At 53.6% G+C, this 20,455-nt stretch carries 21 protein-coding genes; 7 read left to right on the forward strand and 14 right to left on the reverse strand.

Annotation, left to right across the window (positions count from 1 at the left end):
- Positions 1–90 precede the first annotated feature (90 nt).
- Genes Yoon_RS10045 through Yoon_RS10055 form a run of 3 tightly spaced genes read left to right on the forward strand, consistent with a single transcriptional unit; the run spans position 91 to position 2,182 of the window.
- Entirely contained in the window at positions 91–1,302 is a 1,212-nt protein-coding gene (locus tag Yoon_RS10045) for a GTP-binding protein (protein ID WP_238112061.1), read from the forward strand.
- Positions 1,299–1,934: a DUF1826 domain-containing protein gene (locus tag Yoon_RS10050; RefSeq protein ID WP_238112062.1), complete on the forward strand. Its 636-nt coding sequence runs from the start codon at positions 1,299–1,301 to the stop codon at positions 1,932–1,934. The genes Yoon_RS10045 and Yoon_RS10050 overlap by 4 nt, the downstream gene beginning before the upstream one ends.
- On the forward strand, positions 1,931–2,182 hold the full coding sequence (locus Yoon_RS10055; RefSeq protein WP_238112063.1) for a DUF6525 family protein: 252 nt from the start codon (positions 1,931–1,933) through the stop codon (positions 2,180–2,182). Before Yoon_RS10050 ends, Yoon_RS10055 begins: the two co-directional genes overlap by 4 nt.
- Before the next feature lie 23 nt (positions 2,183–2,205).
- Here Yoon_RS10055 and Yoon_RS10060 read toward each other — a convergent pair whose 3' ends face one another.
- The 7 genes from Yoon_RS10060 to Yoon_RS10090 all read right to left on the reverse strand — a co-directional run bounded on the left by Yoon_RS10060 (position 2,206) and on the right by Yoon_RS10090 (position 9,586).
- Positions 2,206–3,285: a Gfo/Idh/MocA family protein gene (locus Yoon_RS10060; protein ID WP_238112064.1), complete on the reverse strand. Its 1,080-nt coding sequence runs from the start codon at positions 3,283–3,285 to the stop codon at positions 2,206–2,208.
- Positions 3,286–3,357: 72 nt separating this feature from the next.
- A complete protein-coding gene (locus tag Yoon_RS10065) occupies positions 3,358–4,320 on the reverse strand; it encodes a tripartite tricarboxylate transporter substrate binding protein (protein WP_238112066.1) in 963 nt (320 codons plus the stop codon).
- 61 nt (positions 4,321–4,381) lie between these two features.
- On the reverse strand, positions 4,382–5,866 hold the full coding sequence (locus Yoon_RS10070) for a tripartite tricarboxylate transporter permease (protein ID WP_238112067.1): 1,485 nt from the start codon (positions 5,864–5,866) through the stop codon (positions 4,382–4,384).
- 11 nt (positions 5,867–5,877) lie between these two features.
- Positions 5,878–6,396, reverse strand: a complete 519-nt coding sequence (locus tag Yoon_RS10075; protein ID WP_238112068.1) for a tripartite tricarboxylate transporter TctB family protein — start codon at positions 6,394–6,396, stop codon at positions 5,878–5,880.
- Positions 6,397–6,628: 232 nt separating this feature from the next.
- Positions 6,629–7,561: a LysR family transcriptional regulator gene (locus Yoon_RS10080; RefSeq protein ID WP_238112069.1), complete on the reverse strand. Its 933-nt coding sequence runs from the start codon at positions 7,559–7,561 to the stop codon at positions 6,629–6,631.
- Positions 7,562–7,673: 112 nt separating this feature from the next.
- Positions 7,674–8,480: an alpha/beta fold hydrolase gene (locus Yoon_RS10085; protein WP_238112070.1), complete on the reverse strand. Its 807-nt coding sequence runs from the start codon at positions 8,478–8,480 to the stop codon at positions 7,674–7,676.
- A complete protein-coding gene (locus Yoon_RS10090) occupies positions 8,480–9,586 on the reverse strand; it encodes an LLM class flavin-dependent oxidoreductase (RefSeq protein ID WP_238112071.1) in 1,107 nt (368 codons plus the stop codon). Before Yoon_RS10090 ends, Yoon_RS10085 begins: the two co-directional genes overlap by 1 nt.
- A 252-nt stretch (positions 9,587–9,838) precedes the next feature.
- Here Yoon_RS10090 and Yoon_RS10095 point away from each other — a divergent pair, with 252 nt between their 5' ends.
- From Yoon_RS10095 to Yoon_RS10110, 4 genes are all read left to right on the forward strand, one after another.
- Complete coding sequence (locus Yoon_RS10095) at positions 9,839–10,846, forward strand: Gfo/Idh/MocA family protein (RefSeq protein ID WP_238112072.1); 1,008 nt, start codon at positions 9,839–9,841, stop codon at positions 10,844–10,846.
- A complete protein-coding gene (locus Yoon_RS10100; RefSeq protein WP_238112073.1) occupies positions 10,847–11,626 on the forward strand; it encodes a 3-keto-5-aminohexanoate cleavage protein in 780 nt (259 codons plus the stop codon).
- A 9-nt stretch (positions 11,627–11,635) separates the two neighbouring features.
- Complete coding sequence (locus Yoon_RS10105; protein WP_238112074.1) at positions 11,636–12,535, forward strand: AEC family transporter; 900 nt, start codon at positions 11,636–11,638, stop codon at positions 12,533–12,535.
- Between the two features lie 213 nt (positions 12,536–12,748).
- Positions 12,749–13,255: a flavin reductase family protein gene (locus tag Yoon_RS10110; protein ID WP_238112075.1), complete on the forward strand. Its 507-nt coding sequence runs from the start codon at positions 12,749–12,751 to the stop codon at positions 13,253–13,255.
- Positions 13,256–13,319: 64 nt separating this feature from the next.
- Here the strand turns inward: Yoon_RS10110 and Yoon_RS10115 are convergent, their stop codons facing one another.
- From Yoon_RS10115 to Yoon_RS10145, 7 genes are all read right to left on the reverse strand, one after another.
- Entirely contained in the window at positions 13,320–13,898 is a 579-nt protein-coding gene (locus Yoon_RS10115) for a cupin domain-containing protein (RefSeq protein WP_238112076.1), read from the reverse strand.
- The gene (locus Yoon_RS10120) at positions 13,895–15,781 is read right to left on the reverse strand and encodes a TRAP transporter fused permease subunit (protein WP_238112077.1); all 1,887 of its coding nucleotides are present in this window, start codon (positions 15,779–15,781) and stop codon (positions 13,895–13,897) included. The genes Yoon_RS10115 and Yoon_RS10120 overlap by 4 nt, the downstream gene beginning before the upstream one ends.
- Positions 15,782–15,841: 60 nt before the next feature.
- Positions 15,842–16,774, reverse strand: coding sequence for a TAXI family TRAP transporter solute-binding subunit (locus tag Yoon_RS10125; protein WP_238112078.1), 933 nt, complete (start codon positions 16,772–16,774; stop codon positions 15,842–15,844).
- Between the two features lie 366 nt (positions 16,775–17,140).
- On the reverse strand, positions 17,141–17,644 hold the full coding sequence (locus tag Yoon_RS10130) for a DUF3299 domain-containing protein (protein WP_238112079.1): 504 nt from the start codon (positions 17,642–17,644) through the stop codon (positions 17,141–17,143).
- Positions 17,645–17,661: 17 nt separating this feature from the next.
- Positions 17,662–18,912 carry an ABC transporter permease gene (locus Yoon_RS10135; protein ID WP_238112080.1) on the reverse strand — a complete coding sequence of 417 codons (1,251 nt, stop codon included), beginning with the start codon at positions 18,910–18,912 and terminating at the stop codon, positions 17,662–17,664.
- Positions 18,909–19,610, reverse strand: coding sequence for an ABC transporter ATP-binding protein (locus tag Yoon_RS10140; protein WP_238112081.1), 702 nt, complete (start codon positions 19,608–19,610; stop codon positions 18,909–18,911). Before Yoon_RS10140 ends, Yoon_RS10135 begins: the two co-directional genes overlap by 4 nt.
- A gap of 12 nt (positions 19,611–19,622) precedes the next feature.
- Entirely contained in the window at positions 19,623–20,207 is a 585-nt protein-coding gene (locus tag Yoon_RS10145; protein ID WP_238112082.1) for a DUF2796 domain-containing protein, read from the reverse strand.
- Positions 20,208–20,455 lie beyond the last annotated feature (248 nt).

Here is a 20,455-nt window from a genome sequence, read left to right on the forward strand (position 1 = left end):
AAAATATTAGTTATGCTATAACATTTCTATTGCATCACATTCTTATCCCGATAAATTGCCGGACTTGCAACGTAGCCGATGGAGCCAAACATGTCAGACACACGCCTTCCCGTAACGGTCCTTTCCGGTTTTCTAGGTGCGGGCAAAACCACGCTTCTTAACCGCGTGCTCAACAATCGCGAAGGCCGCCGGGTCGCGGTGATCGTGAACGATATGTCAGAGGTCAACATCGACGCTGACCTCGTACGTGCCGATACTGAACTCAGCCGGACCGATGAAACGCTGGTTGAAATGTCAAACGGTTGCATCTGCTGCACGCTGCGCGATGACCTTTTGGACGAGGTCCGGCGGCTAGCGGCTGAAGGGCGTTTTGATTATTTGTTGATCGAATCCACAGGCATTTCTGAGCCGCTTCCCGTCGCCGCAACATTTGATTTTCGCGACGAATTTGGCGAAAGCCTCGCCGATGTGTCCCGCCTTGATACAATGGTGACTGTCGTTGACGCCGTAAATCTGCTGCAAGACTATTCCAGCCATGATTTCCTAAGCGACCGCGGCGAAACGCTGGGCGAAGAAGATGAACGCACGCTTGTGCACCTTTTGACCGATCAAATCGAATTCGCAGATGTCGTTATCTTAAATAAAGTTTCCGACGCAGGCCCTGACCGCGTGGACGCCGCCCGCAAAATCATTCGCAGCCTGAATGCAGATGCCAAAATCATCGAAGCCGATCATTCCGATGTTGCGAGCGGCGCAATTCTTGACACTGGGCTATTCGATTTCGAAAAAGCGCATGAGCACCCGATGTGGGCGAAAGAGCTTTATGGATTTGCAGACCACACGCCCGAAACCGAAGAATACGGCGTTGCGTCTTACGTTTATCGTGCGCGGCAACCGTTCATCCCTGAAAAGGTTCTTGCGGTTTTGAACGGGGAAATGCCGGGGGTCATTCGTGCCAAAGGGCATTTTTGGATTGCGACGCGCCCTGAATGGGTCGCTGAATTCTCGCTCGCGGGTGCACTTTCCAGCGTGAAACCGCTTGGTACTTGGTGGGCATCTGTGCCGCAAGAAAACTGGCCAGATCACGATAGCGCAAGGGACTATATGAAAGCCCATTGGCAAGAACCCTGGGGCGACCGCCGCCAAGAATTGGTCTTTATCGGTGCCGGGATTGATTGGAGCGCGCTTAAGGCGCGGCTTGATAGCTGTCTCGTGCCAGAAGTCGTTGCGACAAGCCCGGACGCGCTGCCGGATTATCCCGATCCCTTCCCCGTTTGGCGACGTGCACCGGCGGCGGCATGAATATACTACGCGCACGACTGCCCAAAAAGGTGGCAGGTATCACAGTTGTAGAAGATCCCGAGGCGCTTTCGGTGTTTATCGAGCCTGCCTGCGCTGGGGCAATTTGGCGCAGAAAAGCTTCACCAGATTTCCAAAACTGGGTCGACAGCTTGCCCCCCGAACAGCTGCCGCAAGGGCGTGTCGTGACGCGTGCCGATGCGGTAAGCGCTGTCGTGGCAGAGCTTTGCGAGATCGCACAGACACCGGTATGTCGGCAACGCGATCAACTGATCGACGATGTTGCAGCGCTGGCCGATGTGTTTTCCGATTTGATGAAACCACCATATCTGCGCGTGCGGCTACAGGTGGTCACATCAAACGCCTGTCGCAAGTTCCATACCGATGCGCTCACCGCGCGGCTTGTCTGCACATATCGCGGCACGGGTACACAATATGGGATCGCAACCAAGGGCCACGACCCGGCACGCGTATTCACGGTGCCGACCTGCGCGCCAATCCTGCTGCGCGGCACCCAATGGCCAGAGACGCCCGCCTCCGGGCTTTTGCACCGCTCACCCCCAATCGAAGGCACCGGCGAAACACGGCTTGTGCTTGTGCTTGACCCTGTACACAGCTTGGAAGACGCGGCATGAGCCAAAACCTTGGCGATACGAGCCTGCGCCGAAAACGTCGCTCGGTCGATCCGATGCATGCCTATGATGCCTTGCCTTCGCCGTTGCGCGCATGGCTTTCGCAGGCGGCCTTGCCATGGTCGCCGACCTCAGCCCGAAAAATTTGGAAACGGGCGCAGGCCAAGGGGCTCAGTGCGGATGAAACCCTTGACCTGCTGTGCCAAGTCGAGACGAATACGCTCGCCCGGGACAAACACGCGATCCGCTAGGAGCGGCCCAGCCCCCCACTCTGCTATGCTTCGTTTTGTTTCTTCAGGTCGTCCAAAATCGCGAGCGATTGATTGGACAACGGTAGCTTCACAGGTTCGTTGATTTCCGCAGAAACATCGGCCGCCGAATAGCTTTCCATCACCATGCGTGCGTGGTCCGGGGATACCATGACTTCACGGTCCAGCAGCACCGCTTCGAGGAAGTGAATGGTTTCCGGCCCCATCTGCCCTGCAAAGGCATGATCAACCTGTTCACCCGGCATTGTCGACATAGGATACTGGGTGCCACCTTTGACCGTATTCAGCCAATTATCGCGGCTGGTGTCATCAAGGATCAACGACCCTTCAGTGCCCGTGATTTCGATCCATGTTCCGCAATAGTTTGGATAGCTCGGTGGTAGATTCCACCCGCCACCAACGACGACCAACGTGCCATCATCCATAGTGACTGTGGACCATTGGCAATCATAGGATCCATTCAGATCCTTCATGTAGCCATAAGCACCTTGAGAATAGACCCGTTCGGGTTTCGCCGGGCCAAGTAGCCAGAACACAAAATCCAAGTCATGCGTGCTTTCCATCGCAGCGGGCGAAAGCTTCACGCGGTTTGCAATTTTTTTGCCTAGGTTGCGCGACAGGTGACGGCTCACCATCACGTTCACAACCTTGCCCAATGTGCCATCCGCGATTGATTTCTTCGCATAAGCAATCTTTGGGTTGAAACGCTGGGAATATCCGATAGTGAATTTCAGGCCCTTTTCCTTGGACAGTGCGATCAGCTCATCCGCTTGGGCCAGTTCCATCGCGATTGGCTTTTCCAACAGCACGTGTTTTCCGGCACGCAGGCAATCGCGGGCAATCGGGTAATGCGTGGATTCCGGCGTGGTCGAGATATAGACGACCTCGATCGCAGGGTTGTTGATAATGTCTTGGTAATCCTCCGTCGCGCTAGCTGGATTTGTCAGTTCCTTGACCTCGGCCAGCCGCTCTGGACGGTTTTCACAGATATGCAATTTATCGACAAGAGCAGAGCGTGCCAGTGTTTCAGCGCGAATGCCACCGCACCAACCCGTTCCAATGACGGCAACTTCGACTTGTCTCATGTATTTTGCTTTCTGATTTAGAAGTATTTTCGTAAGGTGTGACGGCGCAATCCGCGCCGTCACGTTGTGTCGTTATTGACCTGTGAGTTCGTCAACAAGCGTCTTGTAGGCTACGGCCTGCTCTTCACGCATCACTTGATAGGTCGGCCCATCAAGAAGTTCGATGGTTTCATTCAGGCGGCCCATCATACGTGTGAATGTTTGATCCTCGATCAATTGCGCGAATGCATCTGTCAGTGTCGCAACAACTTCATCCGGTGTGCCCGCAGGCGCAACCAGAACGCGGTGCATAAAGCCGATGTCGCCCTCAACGCCAACTTCGGCAAATGTTGGAACATCGTCAAACATCCGTTCTGCGCCCGCAGTTGCAAGAATACGGATATCCCCCGCTTCGATTTGACCGCTCAGCGTGGATGGGAACCCCATCGTGACATCTGAATCACCTGACAACAACGCCTGCAAAGCCGGTCCACCACCTTGGTAAGGGACGAGGTTAAACTGAACCCCACGTGCCTGCATGATCTGGGCGGCAGGCACAAAAAACGCACCCCAGTTCCCAGAGTGTGACAGATCAATGCTACCAGGTTCAGCTTCCGCCGCTGCTATCAGATCTTCAAACGTTTCAAAGGGGCTATCAGCCCGCACAACCACACCCATTGGTGCATAGTTCACGCGCGCAATCGGAATAAAGTCTGTCAGCGGGTCATAGGGGACGTTTTCAACATACTGCTGGAGCATATCGACATAGTTGTGCGTGAACAAAAGAGTGTAGCCGTCGGCTGGCGCATTTGCCACTTCTTGCGTACCCTTTTGCCCGCCTGCACCCGGTGTCAGGCGCACGATCATGGCTTGGTTCAAATACGTCGGAATGACCGACGTGATCACACGCGCGTTCAAGTCGTGCGACCCGCCTGCGCCAAATGGAATAACCATCGTGATCGGTTTCTCTGGGTATTCCGCATATGCGGCTGTCCCCATGGTCGCGACGGCCATCCCACCGGCCAGCGCTACTTTCTTAAAAATCGATGCGAACATAAATTTTCCTCCCTTTATGCATCTTTCGTTTGAATGGAGGGGCGATGCGTCACCCACCATTTTAGTTTTCCGCAGGCAATGCGTTCAGGCGTCTCCACAGCATGAACCCAATGACAGGAATTGAAAGCAGTACACCTATTGCGCCCAAACGTTCTTGGAATAGGAACTGCATGACTTCGCCGTTGCCCATCGCCATTGTCTGGCCGAATGCGTATTCCATCGGCGGCCCTAGGATGAAGCCCATGACCATCGGCATGACGTCAAACTTGCCAGCCCGAGCGACCAGACCAAAGACACCAAAAGCAACAAGCATGATCAGGTCGAAATTGTCAGACCGGAACACATAGGCACCTGCGAATGCGAACATAATCACAACGGGCACCAAGACGGATGTTTTGATCTGCACGATCCGCGAAAAGAACGGAATCGACAGGTACCCAATGACCAAGAACAACAGGTTGGCAAAAACCATCGCAACCAGAATGGCGAACACAGTCGCACCTTGTTCCTCGAACAATTGCGGTCCGGGGCGTAGCCCTTGAGCCACGAATGCGCCCAGCAAGATCGCAGTCACATTGTCACCTGGAATGCCAAGCGTCAAAAGCGGCACCATCGTTGGGCCGTTGACCGCGTTGTTTGCAGCCTCGGCGGCGGCGATACCTTCAAGCTCTCCCTCGCCGAATGTTTCGGGGTGATCTGACGCATTCTTTGCGGCCGAATATCCCATCATGGCTGCAACAACCTGCCCCAACCCCGGTATGATCCCGATACCTGTTCCAATGACGGTCGACCGGCAGATAGTTTTAAAGCAGCGGCGGAATTCAGCAAAGGTCAGACGCTCACCCATGACGGCGGCCAGCTTTTGCACCTTGTCTGACTTCATCACCACATTGGCGATTTCAGGGATCGCAAAGACACCGATCAGCATTGGCAATAACGGGATGCCGGATTTCAGATCGAAAATACCAAAGGTGAACCGTTCAACCCCACCCAGCGGGTCCGTCCCGATGAACGATAACCACAGGCCGAACAGCATCATCACCAACGCCTTGAGCGGATTTTTCCCCGAAGTGGCCGCGATAATCACCAAGCTTAGCAGCAGCACCGCAAACAGTTCAGGTGGGCCAAATTGCATCACAAGAAATGCGATTGGGAAAATCATCACCATGGTGAACATGTCGCTCATAGTGTCACCAAAAACCGAAGAACACAGCGCCATATCCAGCGCCTTGCGCGACTTTCCTTGCTTGGTCAGCGCGTATCCGTCGCGGGACGTGGCAACCGCCGCTCCCGTGCCCGGCATGGACACAAGAATCGCAGGGATAGAACCTCCAAAAATGCCGCCTTTATAGACACCTAGAAGGAACGGAATACCGACAATAGGTTCCAAGAAAAACGAGATAGGCAACAAAATCGCCATCGCCAAAAGCGTCGTGAATCCGGGCAAAGCGCCCACAAGCATACCGCCAAACAGACCTGCGGCCATCAGCGCAAAGGTATCGACCCGAAACGCCATACCAAAGCCGGTAATGAATTGTTCTAACATCCGCGTTTTCCTTAGAGGCCGAGTTGCTGCGCGTAGAACAGCTCGATTGTATTGAGTTCAGGAAGCGATACAGCCAAGACCCGCGTTGCCACTAAGTAAAGTGCCATAGGGCCAATCACGGCGATCGCAATAATTTGTAGGGCAGATCGGTTTCCCGAAAGTACGGACACCATGATAATCGTGAGCGCGGACGATATGAAAAAGCCCAATGGCACCATCGCCAAGGCGTAAAACAGCATAAAGGCAAACAACATCACGCCGCGCCCAATGGCCTGCCAATCCGTACCCGCGTCCTCTGGTGTTTCTGCTTCATCGACATTTGAAAAATACAAAACGATGCCAGAAAGCACCGCCAAAACGCCAAGAACCAAAGTTGGAAATAGGCTCGGTGTGATCGCAGTGAGCATCCGCCCCATCAGAACTTTTGGCGCAGCAACAAGCTGCCCCATGCACACGACAGCCAGCACTGAAAGCGCGGCAAACGCTAACAGCACCCACCTCTCAGCGGACATATTTATATTTGCAATCACATCACCCTCCCCGGTGTGGACTTGGCTGCGCTGCTCATACAGCGCGCCGGTCTCCCATCTGCCGTCATGACTCTCCCAATCATTCCGGCGTGTTTTTAAGATCGTAACCAAAGCTGCAGTAGGAAAACAACGCGTGGTTACTTATGGTCGGAATCAGAAAAAATGATGGGTCTGAACCCGCTGTTTTATCCCTTTGAACCAAACGAAACTCTTGGGTGTTTTCACGGCCAAACTATGCAACCGAGAAGCGTTCACGCACATCGGCGCAACTCTTTCTAATCATGTGACAAAGTAGCTCTCCGAAGGCAGAAGTCGCGGTTGATTTTGCGCGCGTTTCTGGTTCGATGAGCAGATAATCAACGGTCAAAATAGGGTCCCGGATTGGGGATAATTTTGCCTTTGGATCATCAAATTTTGAGATGCATAAACAGCCTGGCAAAATTGACGCGTAATTGCCGCGCTCCAGCAGGTCAAAAGTCGTCATCATACTGTCCAACTGCAAGATCGCATGTTTCGACTGACACGTATTTTCAAGGTATTGATCGATCCCTTTGCGGCGCGCGTTACCTGTCCCTGGCAGTACGAGATTCAGAGGTGGGGCCGTCGCGAGATGGGTAAAGCCGTCAGTAGCTTTGCCATCCAGATTGCTTTCAACAAGCAGTTCCAAATCAGTATCGACATGCGAACTGCGGATGCCTACAGGCAAAGGGCCTGCTGGCACAACGGCGAAATCAAGTTCTTCGTCGGCCACGCGCCGAGTTAGCGTTTCGCTATAGCCTTCGCTGATTTGTACATCCACATAGGGGAATTTTTCCGAAAACTCCATCAAGGTAGGCCCAAGGACAGACCGCGCGAAGGTCGGCATAATGCCGGCACGTACACTCCCAACCAGATGCCCGCGATGGGCCGACACGTCGTTTTGCAGTTCATCCATTTCGCGCAGAACACGTATCGCACGACGGTAGACCAAATCGCCCATTTTGGTCGGCACAACGCCTGCGGAATTCCGTTCGAATAGGGGCATTCCAACGCGATCTTCGAATTCGCGGATCTGCATGCTGACACCCGACTGGGTCGCGTTCACCTGATGTGCTGCGGCCGTGATCGAACCGACGTTATAAACGGCAACGAAGTAACGCAGTTGTTGGGTCTTGATATTTCGCATACTGGAAAAGCCCCTAGTGCTGACGCTGAATGCGCCACGTTAAACTAGCTGGAACTGCGCATTCCATCAATGGCTTGCGGCGGCGGGCCGTTAGACAGGCCCGCCCCGGTTATTAGCATCCTAAAAAGGCGCATATCTCATTTTTGAACGCTTGCGGTTGTTCGAGGTTCGACAGATGCGCCGCATCCGCGATGACCTTGAATGTGCCATTGGGTGTGGCGTCAGCCATTGCTTGCATAACGGCGACGGGTGCCGCGACATCTTGTGCGCCCGTCATGAACAACGCGTCATGCGTAAGCCCTGACAATGACGGCAAAACGTCCAATGACTGCAAGCAGCGCGCCGTCCCTTCATACCCTATGGAGGCCGTGGCGTTGAACATATCACGTACGACATCCAGCTTGGGCTTATTCGCCCCATCCGCAAGGAAACTTTCGGTAAACCAGCGGGTTAACGTCGGCTCACAAAGCGCTGCCAGATTTTCATTATGCAATTTCGCAATATTACCGTCCCATATCGCTTTATACGGGTCGGGCGCATCTGCGCGGGCGTCACAACAAACAATCCGGTTCACACGGTCCGGGTGATGTACCGCCAATGCCAATGCAGTCATTCCACCAAGCGAGACACCAAGAACATCAGCTTTTGCGATACCCACATGATCCATCAGCGCGATCAGATCACCGACCAGCTGCGGGAAACTGTAGGGTGGTTGGCTAGCGGTGCTTTGCCCGTGCCCACGTGTATCATAGCGCAAAACGCGAAACGTTTTTGCCAAATATGATGCTTCATAGTCAAATAAGCGCATATCGGTCGCCAGCGAATTGGAACAGATGATCCAATCACCATTGGCAGGGCCGTCAATTTGATAGGCCAGCTTAACGCCGTCAGATAGCTCTAGAAAATTCACATTAGCCATCAGGTATTTTCCAACGTCAAAGCGCCAAGCGCTGCATTAACCTTTGGCAGCACTTTTTCCGCCGTCAGGATCATAGAACGACGCCCCAATTCGCGGTCTGCCCAGTCGTGACCTGCATAGACGAGCTTGCCAAAGTGGCCGATTTCGTCATGGAATTCCAATACCTGATCAGCAACGCTTTCAGGATCGCCATAGATCACCAACCGGTCCATCACGTAGTCCAATGTCACGTCATCATCGGGCATGTTTTGATCTTCTTTGAAAAGATTCAAACGTCCGCCCGCCCGCATTTTGGTCAATAGCTGACTATAGTAAAACACATAGGGGCTATCTGGATCACGCGCATAGGCTTTGGCCGTTGCCATATCTTCGGCAACACAGATGTTCTTTGCAACGCTCCAGTTATTGAAATCAGCCTTCCGGCCACCCTGTTCGCAGCCCTCTACATAGTTGGGCCAATGGGTCTTCACCCATTTAGGCAGCAAGAAGTTCGCAGAAATGGGCTCCCACCCGCGCGCGGCCATCGCTGTCACCCCTTTTGAAAACGGGGCAACGACGGTCCCAACGATGGGGGGATGTGGATCCTGATAGGGCTTGATCACAGTGCCTTGCCCGATCTCGGGGATCATTGTCTTTTCAGTCGAAACCTCAAAAAATTCACCCTTTAGATTATAAGGCGCTTCGCCTTCCCAAATCTGAAGCACCATATTGATGCATTCGATGAACATCTTGTTGCGATCATTATCAAGGTTGCCGAAAATTTCTGCGTCCGACATCAGCCCGCCGGGCGAGATACCGAAATTCATCCGGCCTTTGGTCATGTGGTCAAGCATCGCCACTTCGGCAGCCACCCGCGCAGGGTGCGAATTTGGCAGGTTCACGGTTCCCGTACCAAGCCGAATATTTTTCGTCTCATAGGCAAGGCTCGCCATAAATGCGACGGTAGACGTAATCACCTCTGCAAGATCGGTCGTATGCTCACCGCAATAACCTTCGACGAACCCAAGCTCATCCGCGAGAATAAAAGCTTCGCGGTCTTCTTGCAGGCTTTGTGAAATCGATTTCCCAACCGGGTGTATCGGCATCGTGAAAAAAGAAAGCTCCATCTGTCCCTCCCAAGGATGTCAAGCAATGTTGGCGGCTAGATTGACCGTCTCGGGCCAACAGGGAAAACGATGCTTTGTTATGGCTACAATCAGAAAATCTGATTGCCATCGCGGGTTAAATGCATTGGCATAGGTCAGAGTGAGCAATCAGATTTTCTACTTGCCCCTATAAGTTTTGATGAGTTGCAAGGCCTTGCCGTTCGCCATCTATTCGGTTTGGTATGCTGTCGTATCACAAGGGGGGAGCCTAGGATGTCTGACAAATTTACGGTTGCGATTGCCGGTTTTGGATGGTGGGGGCGCCATATGGTGAAACGGCTCGCGACTTCGCCAGACATTGATGTTCTTGCGGTGATCGAACCAAACACGGCTAATCATGCCGATATCATCGCCGCCGGTGTTGATGCTTGCGCCGATTTCGAAACCGTACTTGCCCGTCCCGATATCGATGCCGTGATCCTGACGACCCCGAACCCTGTCCACGAAGAACAAGTAACCATGTGCGCCGCCGCCGGAAAGCACGTCTTTTGTGAAAAGCCACTTGGGCTAACGGGCCCCAGTGCAAAACGGTCCGTGCAAGCCTGTATTGACGCTGGCGTGACCTTGGGCATTGGCCACGAACGCCGGTTTGAGCCGGGATTAGAGGCGCTGAAAGCTGAAATCGACAAAGGCGGGCTTGGTACGATCATGCATGCCGAAGCCGCATTCAGCCACGATAAGCTGATCAATGTACCCGCGGGCGATTGGCGGACCTCCAAAGCCGTGAGCCCCGCAGGCGGCATGACCGCGATGGGCATCCATCTGACTGATTTGCTCATCTCATTCTTTGGCCCAGTCGAAACTGTACAAGCGATGACGGCGGATCGGTCGCTAGGCTGGGAAACCGGGGATTTGGTCACTGTGCAGCTTGGCTTCAAAGCCGGGATGACAGCAACCCTAAGCGCGGTTTTACATACACCCCACTTCATCCGCATGCATGTGTTCGGGACCGAAAAATGGATCGAAGTCCGCAACGATTCGCACCCAGACACCCCCGGCGGCAAGGTCAGCTATGTCGAAGCGGTCACTGGCCAACCGCACCGTGAACAGGTTTTTGAATGGACCGATGCCGTCGTTGACAATCTGAACGCATTTCGCGAGGCATGTCAGGGCACAGCACCTTATCGTTTTAGCCATGAAGAAATGATTCACAACATCGAAGTCTTAGATGCGATCGCCCAGTCTGCAGAGACCCGCGAAACCATCCATATGGGATCTTAAATGCTCAACCTGCCGAAAATTATGGTCGCCCCAAACGGCGCACGCCGCACGCAAGCCGACCACCCCAAGCTGCCGGTCACGATTGACGAAACCGTCGAGACCTGTATCGCCTGTGCTGGTGAGGGGGCGACTGGCGCGCATTTGCACGTGCGCGACGACGCTGGCATCCATTCGTTGGACGCCGACCGTTATGCCCGTTTGCTGGAAAAGATAGACACTGCCCTGCCCGACTTTTTTGCGCAAATCACAAGTGAAAGCGCAGGGCTGTATACCGCCGCAGATCAGCGCGATCTTATCCACGCGTTAAAGCCGCGTTCAATTTCCGTTGCCCTACGCGAATTCCTGCCCGATACCGCGACCCAATCCGCCGCAAAAGATTGCTATCATTGGGCGCATGAAAACGGCGTTACAATTCAACATATTTGCTATAGCCGCGATGAGCTTGATCGGCTGCTCGGATTTATGAACGACGGTATCATTCCAGGTACGCACCACCATGTGCAGCTTGTTTTAGGGTCCTATGACGGGACCAAGATCAGCCGTCCCGAAGACATCGCAAGTTTTGCTGCACCACTTATCACGCCGACGGGTGGGGCATCCTTTGACTGGATGATGTGCGCTTTTGGGACTGCCGAAACAGACTGCCTGTTGCGCACGTTTGAATTAGGTGGGAAAGCTCGGATCGGGTTCGAAAATTCGCTTTGGAATGCCGATGGATCTGGTGCAAAAAACAATGCAGAGCGTGTGCGTGAATTGGTCTCGCGGATGACCGCAAACTAAAGGGCAAACATGGACCTGATCCAACTCAAGGCGCTGGCAGAAGTCCTTGCCCCAATCTGTCTTATCATCACGATTGGGTTTTTCCTGCAAAGATCATCGGCAAAGGTCGATGTCACAAGTATCAGCCGCCTTATTATGCTGGTGGGCACGCCAGCCTTGGTATTTTCTACGCTCACGACAACCGATCTTCCGACGCAAGTTTTGATGGACGTCTCGCTTGCTGCGCTTTGCACCTGCGGGTTAGCGATCATTTTCGCGCTGATTTGCCTCAAGCTTATTGGCAAACCGGTAAATACCTATCTGCCACCTTTAACGATGCCGAATTCCGGTAACCTTGGGCTGCCGCTTGTTCTGCTGGCCTTTGGCGCTGATGGGTTAGCTATCGGTGTGGCGTTCTATTTTGTCGTGGCCATCATCCAATACACCCTGATGCCGATTGTCGTCGCCGGGGCGTTTTCGCCTAAAAGCCTTGTAAAGGAACCGCTCATCTGGGCCGTTATTGCGGCACTATTCGTCAAGTTTACGGGCGCGATGGTCCCCTTGATTATCGCCGACACCACCGAAATTTTGGGAGGTATGATGATCCCTGTCATGCTTGTCCTATTGGGGGCTGCGATTGCTGGTCTTGGGGTATCTGATCTGAAAACCGCGGCCACGCTGGCGCTCTTGCGGCTTGGCATTGGGTTGGCTGCCGGTCTTTGCACAATCTACATCCTTGGCGCGACAGGCATCGCTGCGGGGGCGATTTTTATTCTCTCTTCGATGCCATCAGCGGTGGTCACCTATGTCATTGCAGCGCGCTACGACCAAGGTCCGAAACGGGTTGCAGGGCTTGTGGTCATGTCAACCTTGTTAACCCTGATATGCCTGCCCCTATTGCTTTGGGTATCATTGCAATTAGCTGCCTAAGCCCATCACCGTTTCTTATAGGCCGCATAAGCAACGATGTCTTTTTTCGTGTAGGCGGCCACTTTACGGTCATTCCATAGCAACGGTGGAGGAAGCCCGCGCTGAACACGCTATCAACCGCAGAACCGACCCACTGTGTATTGATGTGCTTCCTCCTCCCAGACCATGACAACAATACTTCCGCACGGCAGCGGCAGATCAGGAGTGAACGCAATGCAAACCGATGTCATTGAAAAGGCCCCGGCAATAGATCCCAAAGCCTTGCGGGATACATTGTCTTGCTTTCCAACCGGCGTTGCAATTGCGACGACGTCAGCGCGTGACGGCACACCGATTGGCGTCACGATCAGTTCGTTCAATTCCGTGTCGATGGACCCACCGCTTGTCTTGTGGAGCCTTGCAAGCAATGCGGGCAGCCTGCCCGAATACATGGCGCACAAAGGCTTTGCGATCAATATTTTGTCCAGCGATCAGGTCGCATTGTGTAAGCTATTCTCAAGCCAAGAACGCGACCGTTTTGCGTCATTGAACTGGATGCGAGGTATGCACGGGCTCCCGATTCTTGCCGGTTGTGCCGCGACGTTGGAATGCACCACCCATGCTGTGGTTGAAGGCGGGGATCATCAAATCATGATCGGTCGCGTCGAACAGCACGCATCTTTTGATCGGACGCCGTTGGTGTTTGGAAAAGGTCAGCTTGGCGCGTTTGCGACTGCATAAACCGTAAAAAAACTGCGCGGCCGTAAGCCACGCAGTTTCTTTAGATTAACCGTTTTAGGCCTGCCTAGCGCGGCAGCCCCTTGCCTTTACCAGCCTCCATAACACCATCAACAAGCACAAACATAATCGTGCAAGGTACAGTGCCACGATTGGCCCATGCGTGGTTGGTGCCGCGCTGCACAACCACGTCGCCCGCCTTCAGCAGTACGTCATCTTCTTCATTGTCCATCAGCATCCAAATTTCGCCGTTCATGACAATGCCATAATCGACGGAATCCGTGCGGTGCATCCACGGGTGCCGTCCACCTTGCACCACATTCGCGCCCGCGCCCATTTCAGCGAATGCCGCGGCGCCATCTTCGCTGGATAAGCGCGCCATCACTTCGGGGTCTTCTGGCATGAATTCAACACAGCGAAACACCGTGCCGTTTTGCGGCGGGTGCAGAATGAAATCACCCGTGCAGGTTTCCGTCGGGCCATCATATTCGGCTGGCGTTTGATCCGTCATCCAAAAATTTGTCAGCCGCACACCCGGCCGATTTGGACGTTCTAGCTGTTGCGTCGCGATTTGATCGCTTTCAATGATCGCTGTGCCTTCGGCGTTATGTCCGGTGACAACGCGGCGGTAGTCTTTGTGTTTCATGAAGTTGCTTTCGAAGTTTGGTGAGAAGATCGGTCGAGAACCACGACCGCAACAAAAAGACCAAGGCCCACAGCCGCGCTAATCAACCCTTGGAACAAGAGGCACAAGCCCGCTGCCGCAGCGATTATCCGCACAAGTGGCGACAACCGCCCATTCAGATTGCCGATGATCGCAACCCCAATGGCGAATGTCCCCAGTGCCGCCGTGACAATGGCAAAACCGTTTTCAACGATTGTACCCCCCATCAACAGACCCGGCCCATAGACAAAGGCAAATGGCAGCACAAAGGATGTCGCCGCATAGCTTGCTGCGGTCCAGCCCACCTTATTCACATTCGCGCCTGCGATGCCCCCCGCCACATAAGACGCAAGCGCAACAGGCGGTGTGATTGTCGAGATACAGCCGTAGTAAAAGACAAAGAAATGCGCGGTCAGCACTGGCACGCCAAGCTTCACCAGCGCAGGTGCCACCACCGTCGCAAGGATAAGATATGCAGCAGTCGTCGGCAGCCCCATGCCCAAAATGATCGATGTGATCATGGTGAAGAATAGCGCAAGGAACAGATAGCCACCCGATGCCAAATCAATCAGCGTCGCAATCTTTGACCCAAGCCCCGTGACCCCCAAAATCCCCGCGATAATCCCCGCTGCGGCACAGGCCGCAGAAATGGTCACCACAGAGCGCGCCCCCTCTGAGATTGAGCGCATAAGTTTTTCAAAGAATACCTTGTCGATTTTACGCTGCCAAACGATATCGCCCAAGACCAACACACCCATCGCCCAAAGCGAGGCCTTAAACGGGGAATAGCCCATCAGCATCATTGTGATTAGCGTCCCAAAGGCTGCAATAAAGGGGCTGCCCTTTACCAAAACTTTGGCCAAAGGCTCTGCGCTGATTTCAGCGCCAGTGTTCGGCGCAATACCAGATTTGACCGCTTGCAAGTGCACAACCACAAATGCAGAGCCAAAAAACAAAAGCGCGGGCACAATGGCCGCAGCCATTACCGATGTGTAAGGGACGCCCACGATTTCAGCCATGATAAAGGCCGCGGCCCCCATCACTGGCGGCATGATTTGCCCCCCAGTCGAAGCCACAGCCTCGATTGCGGCGGCCTGATGCGGCGCATAGCCTTCGCGCTTCATAATTGGGATCGTCACGGTCCCCGTAACCGCCACATTGCCCGCCGCTGACCCGCTGACCATGCCGATCAAAGTCGAAAACAGCACCGCCGATTTGGCAGAGGCCGCACGCAAACCGCGGGTACAGCGCACCGACAATTCAAAAAAGAAATCCCCGGCCCCAAAATTCGACAACAACGCGCCAAAAATCGTAAAGACGATGATATATGTCGCCGCAACGCCAACTGGAATGCCGTAGATTCCTTGGGTGTCTGTGGTCAGCACAACGATAATGCGGTTCAAATTCGACCCGCGCCCTTCCAGCACGCCCGGTAGATAAGGCGCAAGAAACGGGTAGAGAAAGAACACAAAGGTGATCAAGGCGAGGATCAGACCGATGCCGCGTCGTGCGGCCTCAAAGACGACGAACAACAAGACCGCGCCAGCAATCAAATCCGTATCGTTGGTGATGCCGCCGCTAAAGGCAATCGGCTTCCAACGTGTCAACATCCAAAGACTGGCAGCGACCGTTGCCAAGACAAGAAACCCGGAAATCGCAGCGTTGAGCTTTGTCCCCTCGAGCTTTGCGCTCGCAGGTTTGATGACAAAAAGAAGTGAAAGCGCGAGCATCACATGTGTTAAGCGCATCGGCATTGTCGAGATGACAAAAACGCCAGAAACCACCATCAGATGGTACGCGCCAAGCGCCAGCCCAGCCGCGAAAATCGCGTTCTGAACCGTCAAAAATCGGTGAATTGAGTTCATTGAAACCGCCCCCCAACTGACCAAGCCACTTACAGTGGCTCAGTCAGTCGTAATTTTAAATTACTTCGAGTCGAAATAAGCCTGCGCACCCGCGTGAAGCGGAATAGCAAGCTCTAGCGACATCGCGGGATCAATCTGAAGCGCATTGGCGTTTTCAGCTTGTAGCTCTTCGAGATTGTCAAAGATCGCGGCGGTCACAGCTTCAACCGTCGCCGCATCAAGACTGTTTGGCGCAATCAACATGTTGTTGACACCGATCGCTTGGCCAGCTTCGGCTGTGCCATAAACATCCGCAGGGATTTCGACAGCAACATATGCGCTATTTGCTTCAAGCGCTGCGTCAAGCATCCCTTCGGAGAAGCTAATATAGCGCAGATCAGCGCCAGCCGTTGCTTGCAAAACCGCCCCTGATGGGAAGCCAGACAGGGCAAGCGCCGCGTCGACCGTGCCATCTGTCAATTGGCTGAAGCCATCAGAATAGGACACAAAGCTTGGCGTGATATCTTCGATGCTCATGTCATGCTGCGGGAACAAGAAGTTCACAAAACCCAATGTGCCGCCGCCAGCAGGACCGACAGCAACGCTTTTGCCGCGCAGGTCTTCGATTGTCATAATGTCGCTATCGGCCAAAACCATCATGTGCAAAACTGATGGATGCAAAGCCGCAACCGCACCGATGTCGATTTCGCCTGTATTGCTGTATGGGCCAACACCTTTGGTCGCCAATACTGCAAGGTTATTGTTTGTGATGGCAATCTCAACTTCGCCGCTCGCGATTAAATTGGGGTTCTGCACAGATCCGCCGGTAACGATTGGCACCATAGAGATACCTTCGCCAGCGTGTGCATTCACAACGTTCGAAATACTCTGCCCCATAGGATAAAACGCACCGCCAAGCGATGCAGTACCGATACGCAACTCTTCGGCCGCAGAAGCCGTACCAAGAATCGCCAACACAGCGACGCCAGCGATTTTTTTGAATGCGTTAGACATGGAATCCTCCTTAACATGCAGGCACAAGCTAACGACATGAGGCGGGAAAGCAATAAAAAATCTATATTTTTGACATAATATAAAATAAATAGATATTTATTGCGCAGTGGCTTTGCCCGATTCACACATATTAAATCGTGTATAATAAGGTAATATGTAGTGCATCAATACGGCTCCACCGTATCGATATATGTAGGCTGTCGACTGCCTAAGTCGCACCAACGCTATAGGCTGAAACTTGTCAAACACACACCAATTTTCGATCATGGGTTGTGCGACGTCCAGTGCCGCGATGCATGTGCGTGCTCGAAAATTTTAGTTAAGGATCGTTTTGCTTAAAAAACGCGCTATGGTTTGCAAATCACATCACCAAACGTAGATTTCCATAAATTCCGCTTCCAGAACGTACCCTGTTTGCGCCACTTCCGTCATCTGCACCTCATGTTGCATACGGCCTGTCACCCAAACCGCATCCCATAGGTTATCTGACGGCCATGGCGTGAACGCATTCACGAACACCAGTTGATTGGGCGGCGGCGGCGGCGTGTGAATGCAGGCCCCCACATAGGGAACAAGGATGAAACTGGTGACACCAGCAGCCGTCTGCTCTATTGGAATGATGAACCCCGGCATCTTGATATAGGCCCCATCCAATGCGGGGTTCAGCTTGGTCGCATTACCATCAAACACGGGCAACCAAATGTCATTCACTTCGTCCATCACCCCTTCGCCGATGATTTCTGAATATGGGACACCCGGTGGTATCAAATCATCCCAGGTTATCTCGGTCGCGGGGTTTGCTGCGGCAACACGCGGCAGCGCTGCACCCGCCGTTGCAATCGCAAGCAGTTTTCTGCGTGAAATCTTCATCAATTGCCCCCTAAGGCCTAGATTTTGACCATCATACCATCGGCAAGGGACAATCTGTAAGCTCTGATTGCGGGTACCATACTCACGATTGCGCCAGCGCAAACAACACCAAGTAACACCCAAAATTCTCTCATGCTGGGTGCCACAATGGGAATCCAAAGCCCAAAGGCGCTATCAATCAGCGGCTGCGCCACCCAAAGCCCCAAATACAACAGCACCAATCCAAGCAACGCGCCAAGTGCGGCCATCAAAGCCGCCTCTAGCACCAAGAGGCTAAGAATGACCCAGGGACGCGCGCCCATCGCCCTGAATATCGCCATTTCCCGGCGGCGTTCATTGAGGCTCGAAAAAATGGTGGCCATCATGCCGATCATAGCCGTGACGATCACCATCGCAGACACCGCGACCAAGGCGGTTTCAGCGATCCCCACGATTTGCCACAACTCTTGCAGTGCCACGCCGGGCAGAATGGCAAGCAGTGGCTCTTGCGGATATTCGTTAATTGCCCGTTGCAGGCCAAAGATTTGCAACCGACTTTTGACACCGACCAAGGCGGCAGTCACGGCCTGCGGTTGCAGGTCCATCTGGCGGATTTCATCCACGGGAGTCGATTGACCGGGGATCTGCGCGCCACTTTGCCAATCCACATGGATCGCTTCAATCGCCGCAAGGCTGACGATCACCGTGCGATCAACAGGCGTGCCAGTTTTGGCCAAGATGCCCGAGACACGAAAAGGCTGGTCTTTATGCTCAGTAAAAGAAGCCAGCCCATGCGCCACCACAATCGGATCACCCACCGCATAACCCAAGGTCTGCGCAACATCGGCCCCAATGGTCGCGTCAAACAGATCATCCATAACCGCACCATGTTGGATGGATAGCGATTGCCCTGACCGATACTTGTAGCGGTCAAAAAACGCCGTGGTGGTGCCCATCACCCGAAATTGCCGATGACTATCCCCCAAAGAGATCGGCACGATCCAATCGACCTCTGGACGCTCGGCGATATCTTGGTAGCTTTCCCAAGTCAGGTTGTTCGTCGCATTCCCGATCCGAAACACAGAATAAAGCAGCAATTGTACCGAACCAGACCGCGCCCCGACAATCAAATCGGTGCCCGAGATCGTATCGGCAAAGCTGGCCTTCGCACCGGTGCGGACCTTTTCCACCCCTAAAAACAGCATGACAGACAAAGCAATCGCCAGAATAGTCATCGCGACCGTTAACGCGCGCGCCAAAAGCGATGCAAAGGCCAGACGCAAAATCATGCTGCATATCTTGTGGTGTGTGCGATATCGGCCATGTCGATCACCCGGTCAAACTGGTTTGCCAAACGTGAGTCATGGCTGACCATCATCACCGTGCTGCCATGCGCGCGCGATTGTGCAAACAGCAAGTCAAGAAACGTGGCTTGCGTCACGGCATCTAAAGAAGAGGTCGGTTCATCCGCGACGATCAAAGGCGGGGTGCCGATTAACGCGCGCGCCGCGGCGACACGCTGTTGCTGACCCACACTTAGCCTTCCGGCCTTTTGCGCCATCACATCTTCAGGCAACCCAAGATCACGGCAAAGGCGTTCAGCCGTTGCCAAGGGCGCAGACACCCGCCCTGCCCGGTCAGGGGCGAACCGCAGCGGCAGCAAGATGTTATCGCGCACGCTTGCAAATGGAAGCAGGTTAAACTGTTGGAAAATAAGCCCGATCTGTTCGGCCCGAAACCTATCGCGCTGACCAGACGATAGGCCGCCGATATCCGTTCCGGCCACATGCACCCTACCCGATTTAGCCAAGATCGTACCACAGATCAAAGATAATAGTGTCGATTTCCCCGACCCGCTTTCACCAAGTAGCAAAACGGTTTCAGCCGGATCTAGCCGAAAATCACGGACATTCAACGCAAACGATGTCTGCCCCGGCCACCGGAAACTGACATCGCTCAGCGCAAGAATATGATCCGAATTAGTCACGAAATACCTTGGTTAGTTCACATCGCTCAGGTCAAGCAACGGCGCATCACGATCGACTTCGAATGCTGTTGCACCTGCATCCGATACGAATTGAACGTCAACTTCAAGCGCGTTGGGGAATGCATTAAAATAGGCAAAGGCAATCTCGGTGAGTGCAGAGGTATCAGCACAGTCTAACAAATATTGTGCCTGAAATTCGGTGTGACTTCCACTCTCGTCGTGATCATCATGGTCATCGTGGTCGTCATGATCATCATGGTCAGCGTGGTCGTCATGATCATCGTCACCTGCCAACGCGGCATCCGCGTCGATAACGCTGCATTGGGCGGCTTCAGATGGGACAAACAGTACCATGGGTTGCGCCAGCACGGACAGAGCTGCGGCGATTTCCGCGCGATCTTCCGCGCTTTCAGCGGCATATTCGAACCCAACAATATCGGCGCCGGGGACATGTAGTTCCATCGCGATTTGCGTGCCATCAAAGGCAATACTAAGCTGGCCAACACCATGTTCATGGCTGCCCACATGCCGCGTTTCTTCGGCAAAAGCGGGCGTCGTGATAAGCGTAGATAAAGCGAGAAATGATGCGATTTTCATGTTTAATTTCCATCGTTTAAGAGAAGAATGGTTAGGCTGTGCAACCCAGTAAGAGCCTGTGCATGTTGACGATTCCTTCGTCGCCGCAGATGTTAGAAAGGAACACAGTCGACACAGCCCGATCGGGTTCTTTGTGGATCGACGCTTGTTCGCGCATTGTGTTCAGACTTCCACCGGATGCTAATTCGTTATATTATAAGATAACACCCGACAAGCCCGAATGCGGGCGATAGGCACAAACCCGGCTA

Source organism: Yoonia sp. I 8.24 (assembly GCF_022096995.1).
In the GTDB taxonomy this organism is placed as follows: domain Bacteria; phylum Pseudomonadota; class Alphaproteobacteria; order Rhodobacterales; family Rhodobacteraceae; genus Yoonia.

Excerpts from the sequence above, each read along its gene's own strand:
- Yoon_RS10045 (WP_238112061.1), top strand. The coding sequence starts at position 91 with ATGTCAGACACACGCCTTCCCGTAACGGTCCTTTCCGGTTTTCTAGGT.
- Yoon_RS10050 (WP_238112062.1), top strand. The coding sequence starts at position 1,299 with ATGAATATACTACGCGCACGACTGCCCAAAAAGGTGGCAGGTATCACA.
- Yoon_RS10055 (WP_238112063.1), top strand. The coding sequence starts at position 1,931 with ATGAGCCAAAACCTTGGCGATACGAGCCTGCGCCGAAAACGTCGCTCG.
- Yoon_RS10060 (WP_238112064.1), bottom strand. The coding sequence starts at position 3,285 with ATGAGACAAGTCGAAGTTGCCGTCATTGGAACGGGTTGGTGCGGTGGC.
- Yoon_RS10065 (WP_238112066.1), bottom strand. The coding sequence starts at position 4,320 with ATGTTCGCATCGATTTTTAAGAAAGTAGCGCTGGCCGGTGGGATGGCC.
- Yoon_RS10070 (WP_238112067.1), bottom strand. The coding sequence starts at position 5,866 with ATGTTAGAACAATTCATTACCGGCTTTGGTATGGCGTTTCGGGTCGAT.
- Yoon_RS10080 (WP_238112069.1), bottom strand. The coding sequence starts at position 7,561 with ATGCGAAATATCAAGACCCAACAACTGCGTTACTTCGTTGCCGTTTAT.
- Yoon_RS10085 (WP_238112070.1), bottom strand. The coding sequence starts at position 8,480 with ATGGCTAATGTGAATTTTCTAGAGCTATCTGACGGCGTTAAGCTGGCC.
- Yoon_RS10090 (WP_238112071.1), bottom strand. The coding sequence starts at position 9,586 with ATGGAGCTTTCTTTTTTCACGATGCCGATACACCCGGTTGGGAAATCG.
- Yoon_RS10095 (WP_238112072.1), top strand. The coding sequence starts at position 9,839 with ATGTCTGACAAATTTACGGTTGCGATTGCCGGTTTTGGATGGTGGGGG.
- Yoon_RS10100 (WP_238112073.1), top strand. The coding sequence starts at position 10,847 with ATGCTCAACCTGCCGAAAATTATGGTCGCCCCAAACGGCGCACGCCGC.
- Yoon_RS10105 (WP_238112074.1), top strand. The coding sequence starts at position 11,636 with ATGGACCTGATCCAACTCAAGGCGCTGGCAGAAGTCCTTGCCCCAATC.
- Yoon_RS10110 (WP_238112075.1), top strand. The coding sequence starts at position 12,749 with ATGCAAACCGATGTCATTGAAAAGGCCCCGGCAATAGATCCCAAAGCC.
- Yoon_RS10115 (WP_238112076.1), bottom strand. The coding sequence starts at position 13,898 with ATGAAACACAAAGACTACCGCCGCGTTGTCACCGGACATAACGCCGAA.
- Yoon_RS10120 (WP_238112077.1), bottom strand. The coding sequence starts at position 15,781 with ATGAACTCAATTCACCGATTTTTGACGGTTCAGAACGCGATTTTCGCG.
- Yoon_RS10125 (WP_238112078.1), bottom strand. The coding sequence starts at position 16,774 with ATGTCTAACGCATTCAAAAAAATCGCTGGCGTCGCTGTGTTGGCGATT.
- Yoon_RS10130 (WP_238112079.1), bottom strand. The coding sequence starts at position 17,644 with ATGAAGATTTCACGCAGAAAACTGCTTGCGATTGCAACGGCGGGTGCA.
- Yoon_RS10135 (WP_238112080.1), bottom strand. The coding sequence starts at position 18,912 with ATGATTTTGCGTCTGGCCTTTGCATCGCTTTTGGCGCGCGCGTTAACG.
- Yoon_RS10145 (WP_238112082.1), bottom strand. The coding sequence starts at position 20,207 with ATGAAAATCGCATCATTTCTCGCTTTATCTACGCTTATCACGACGCCC.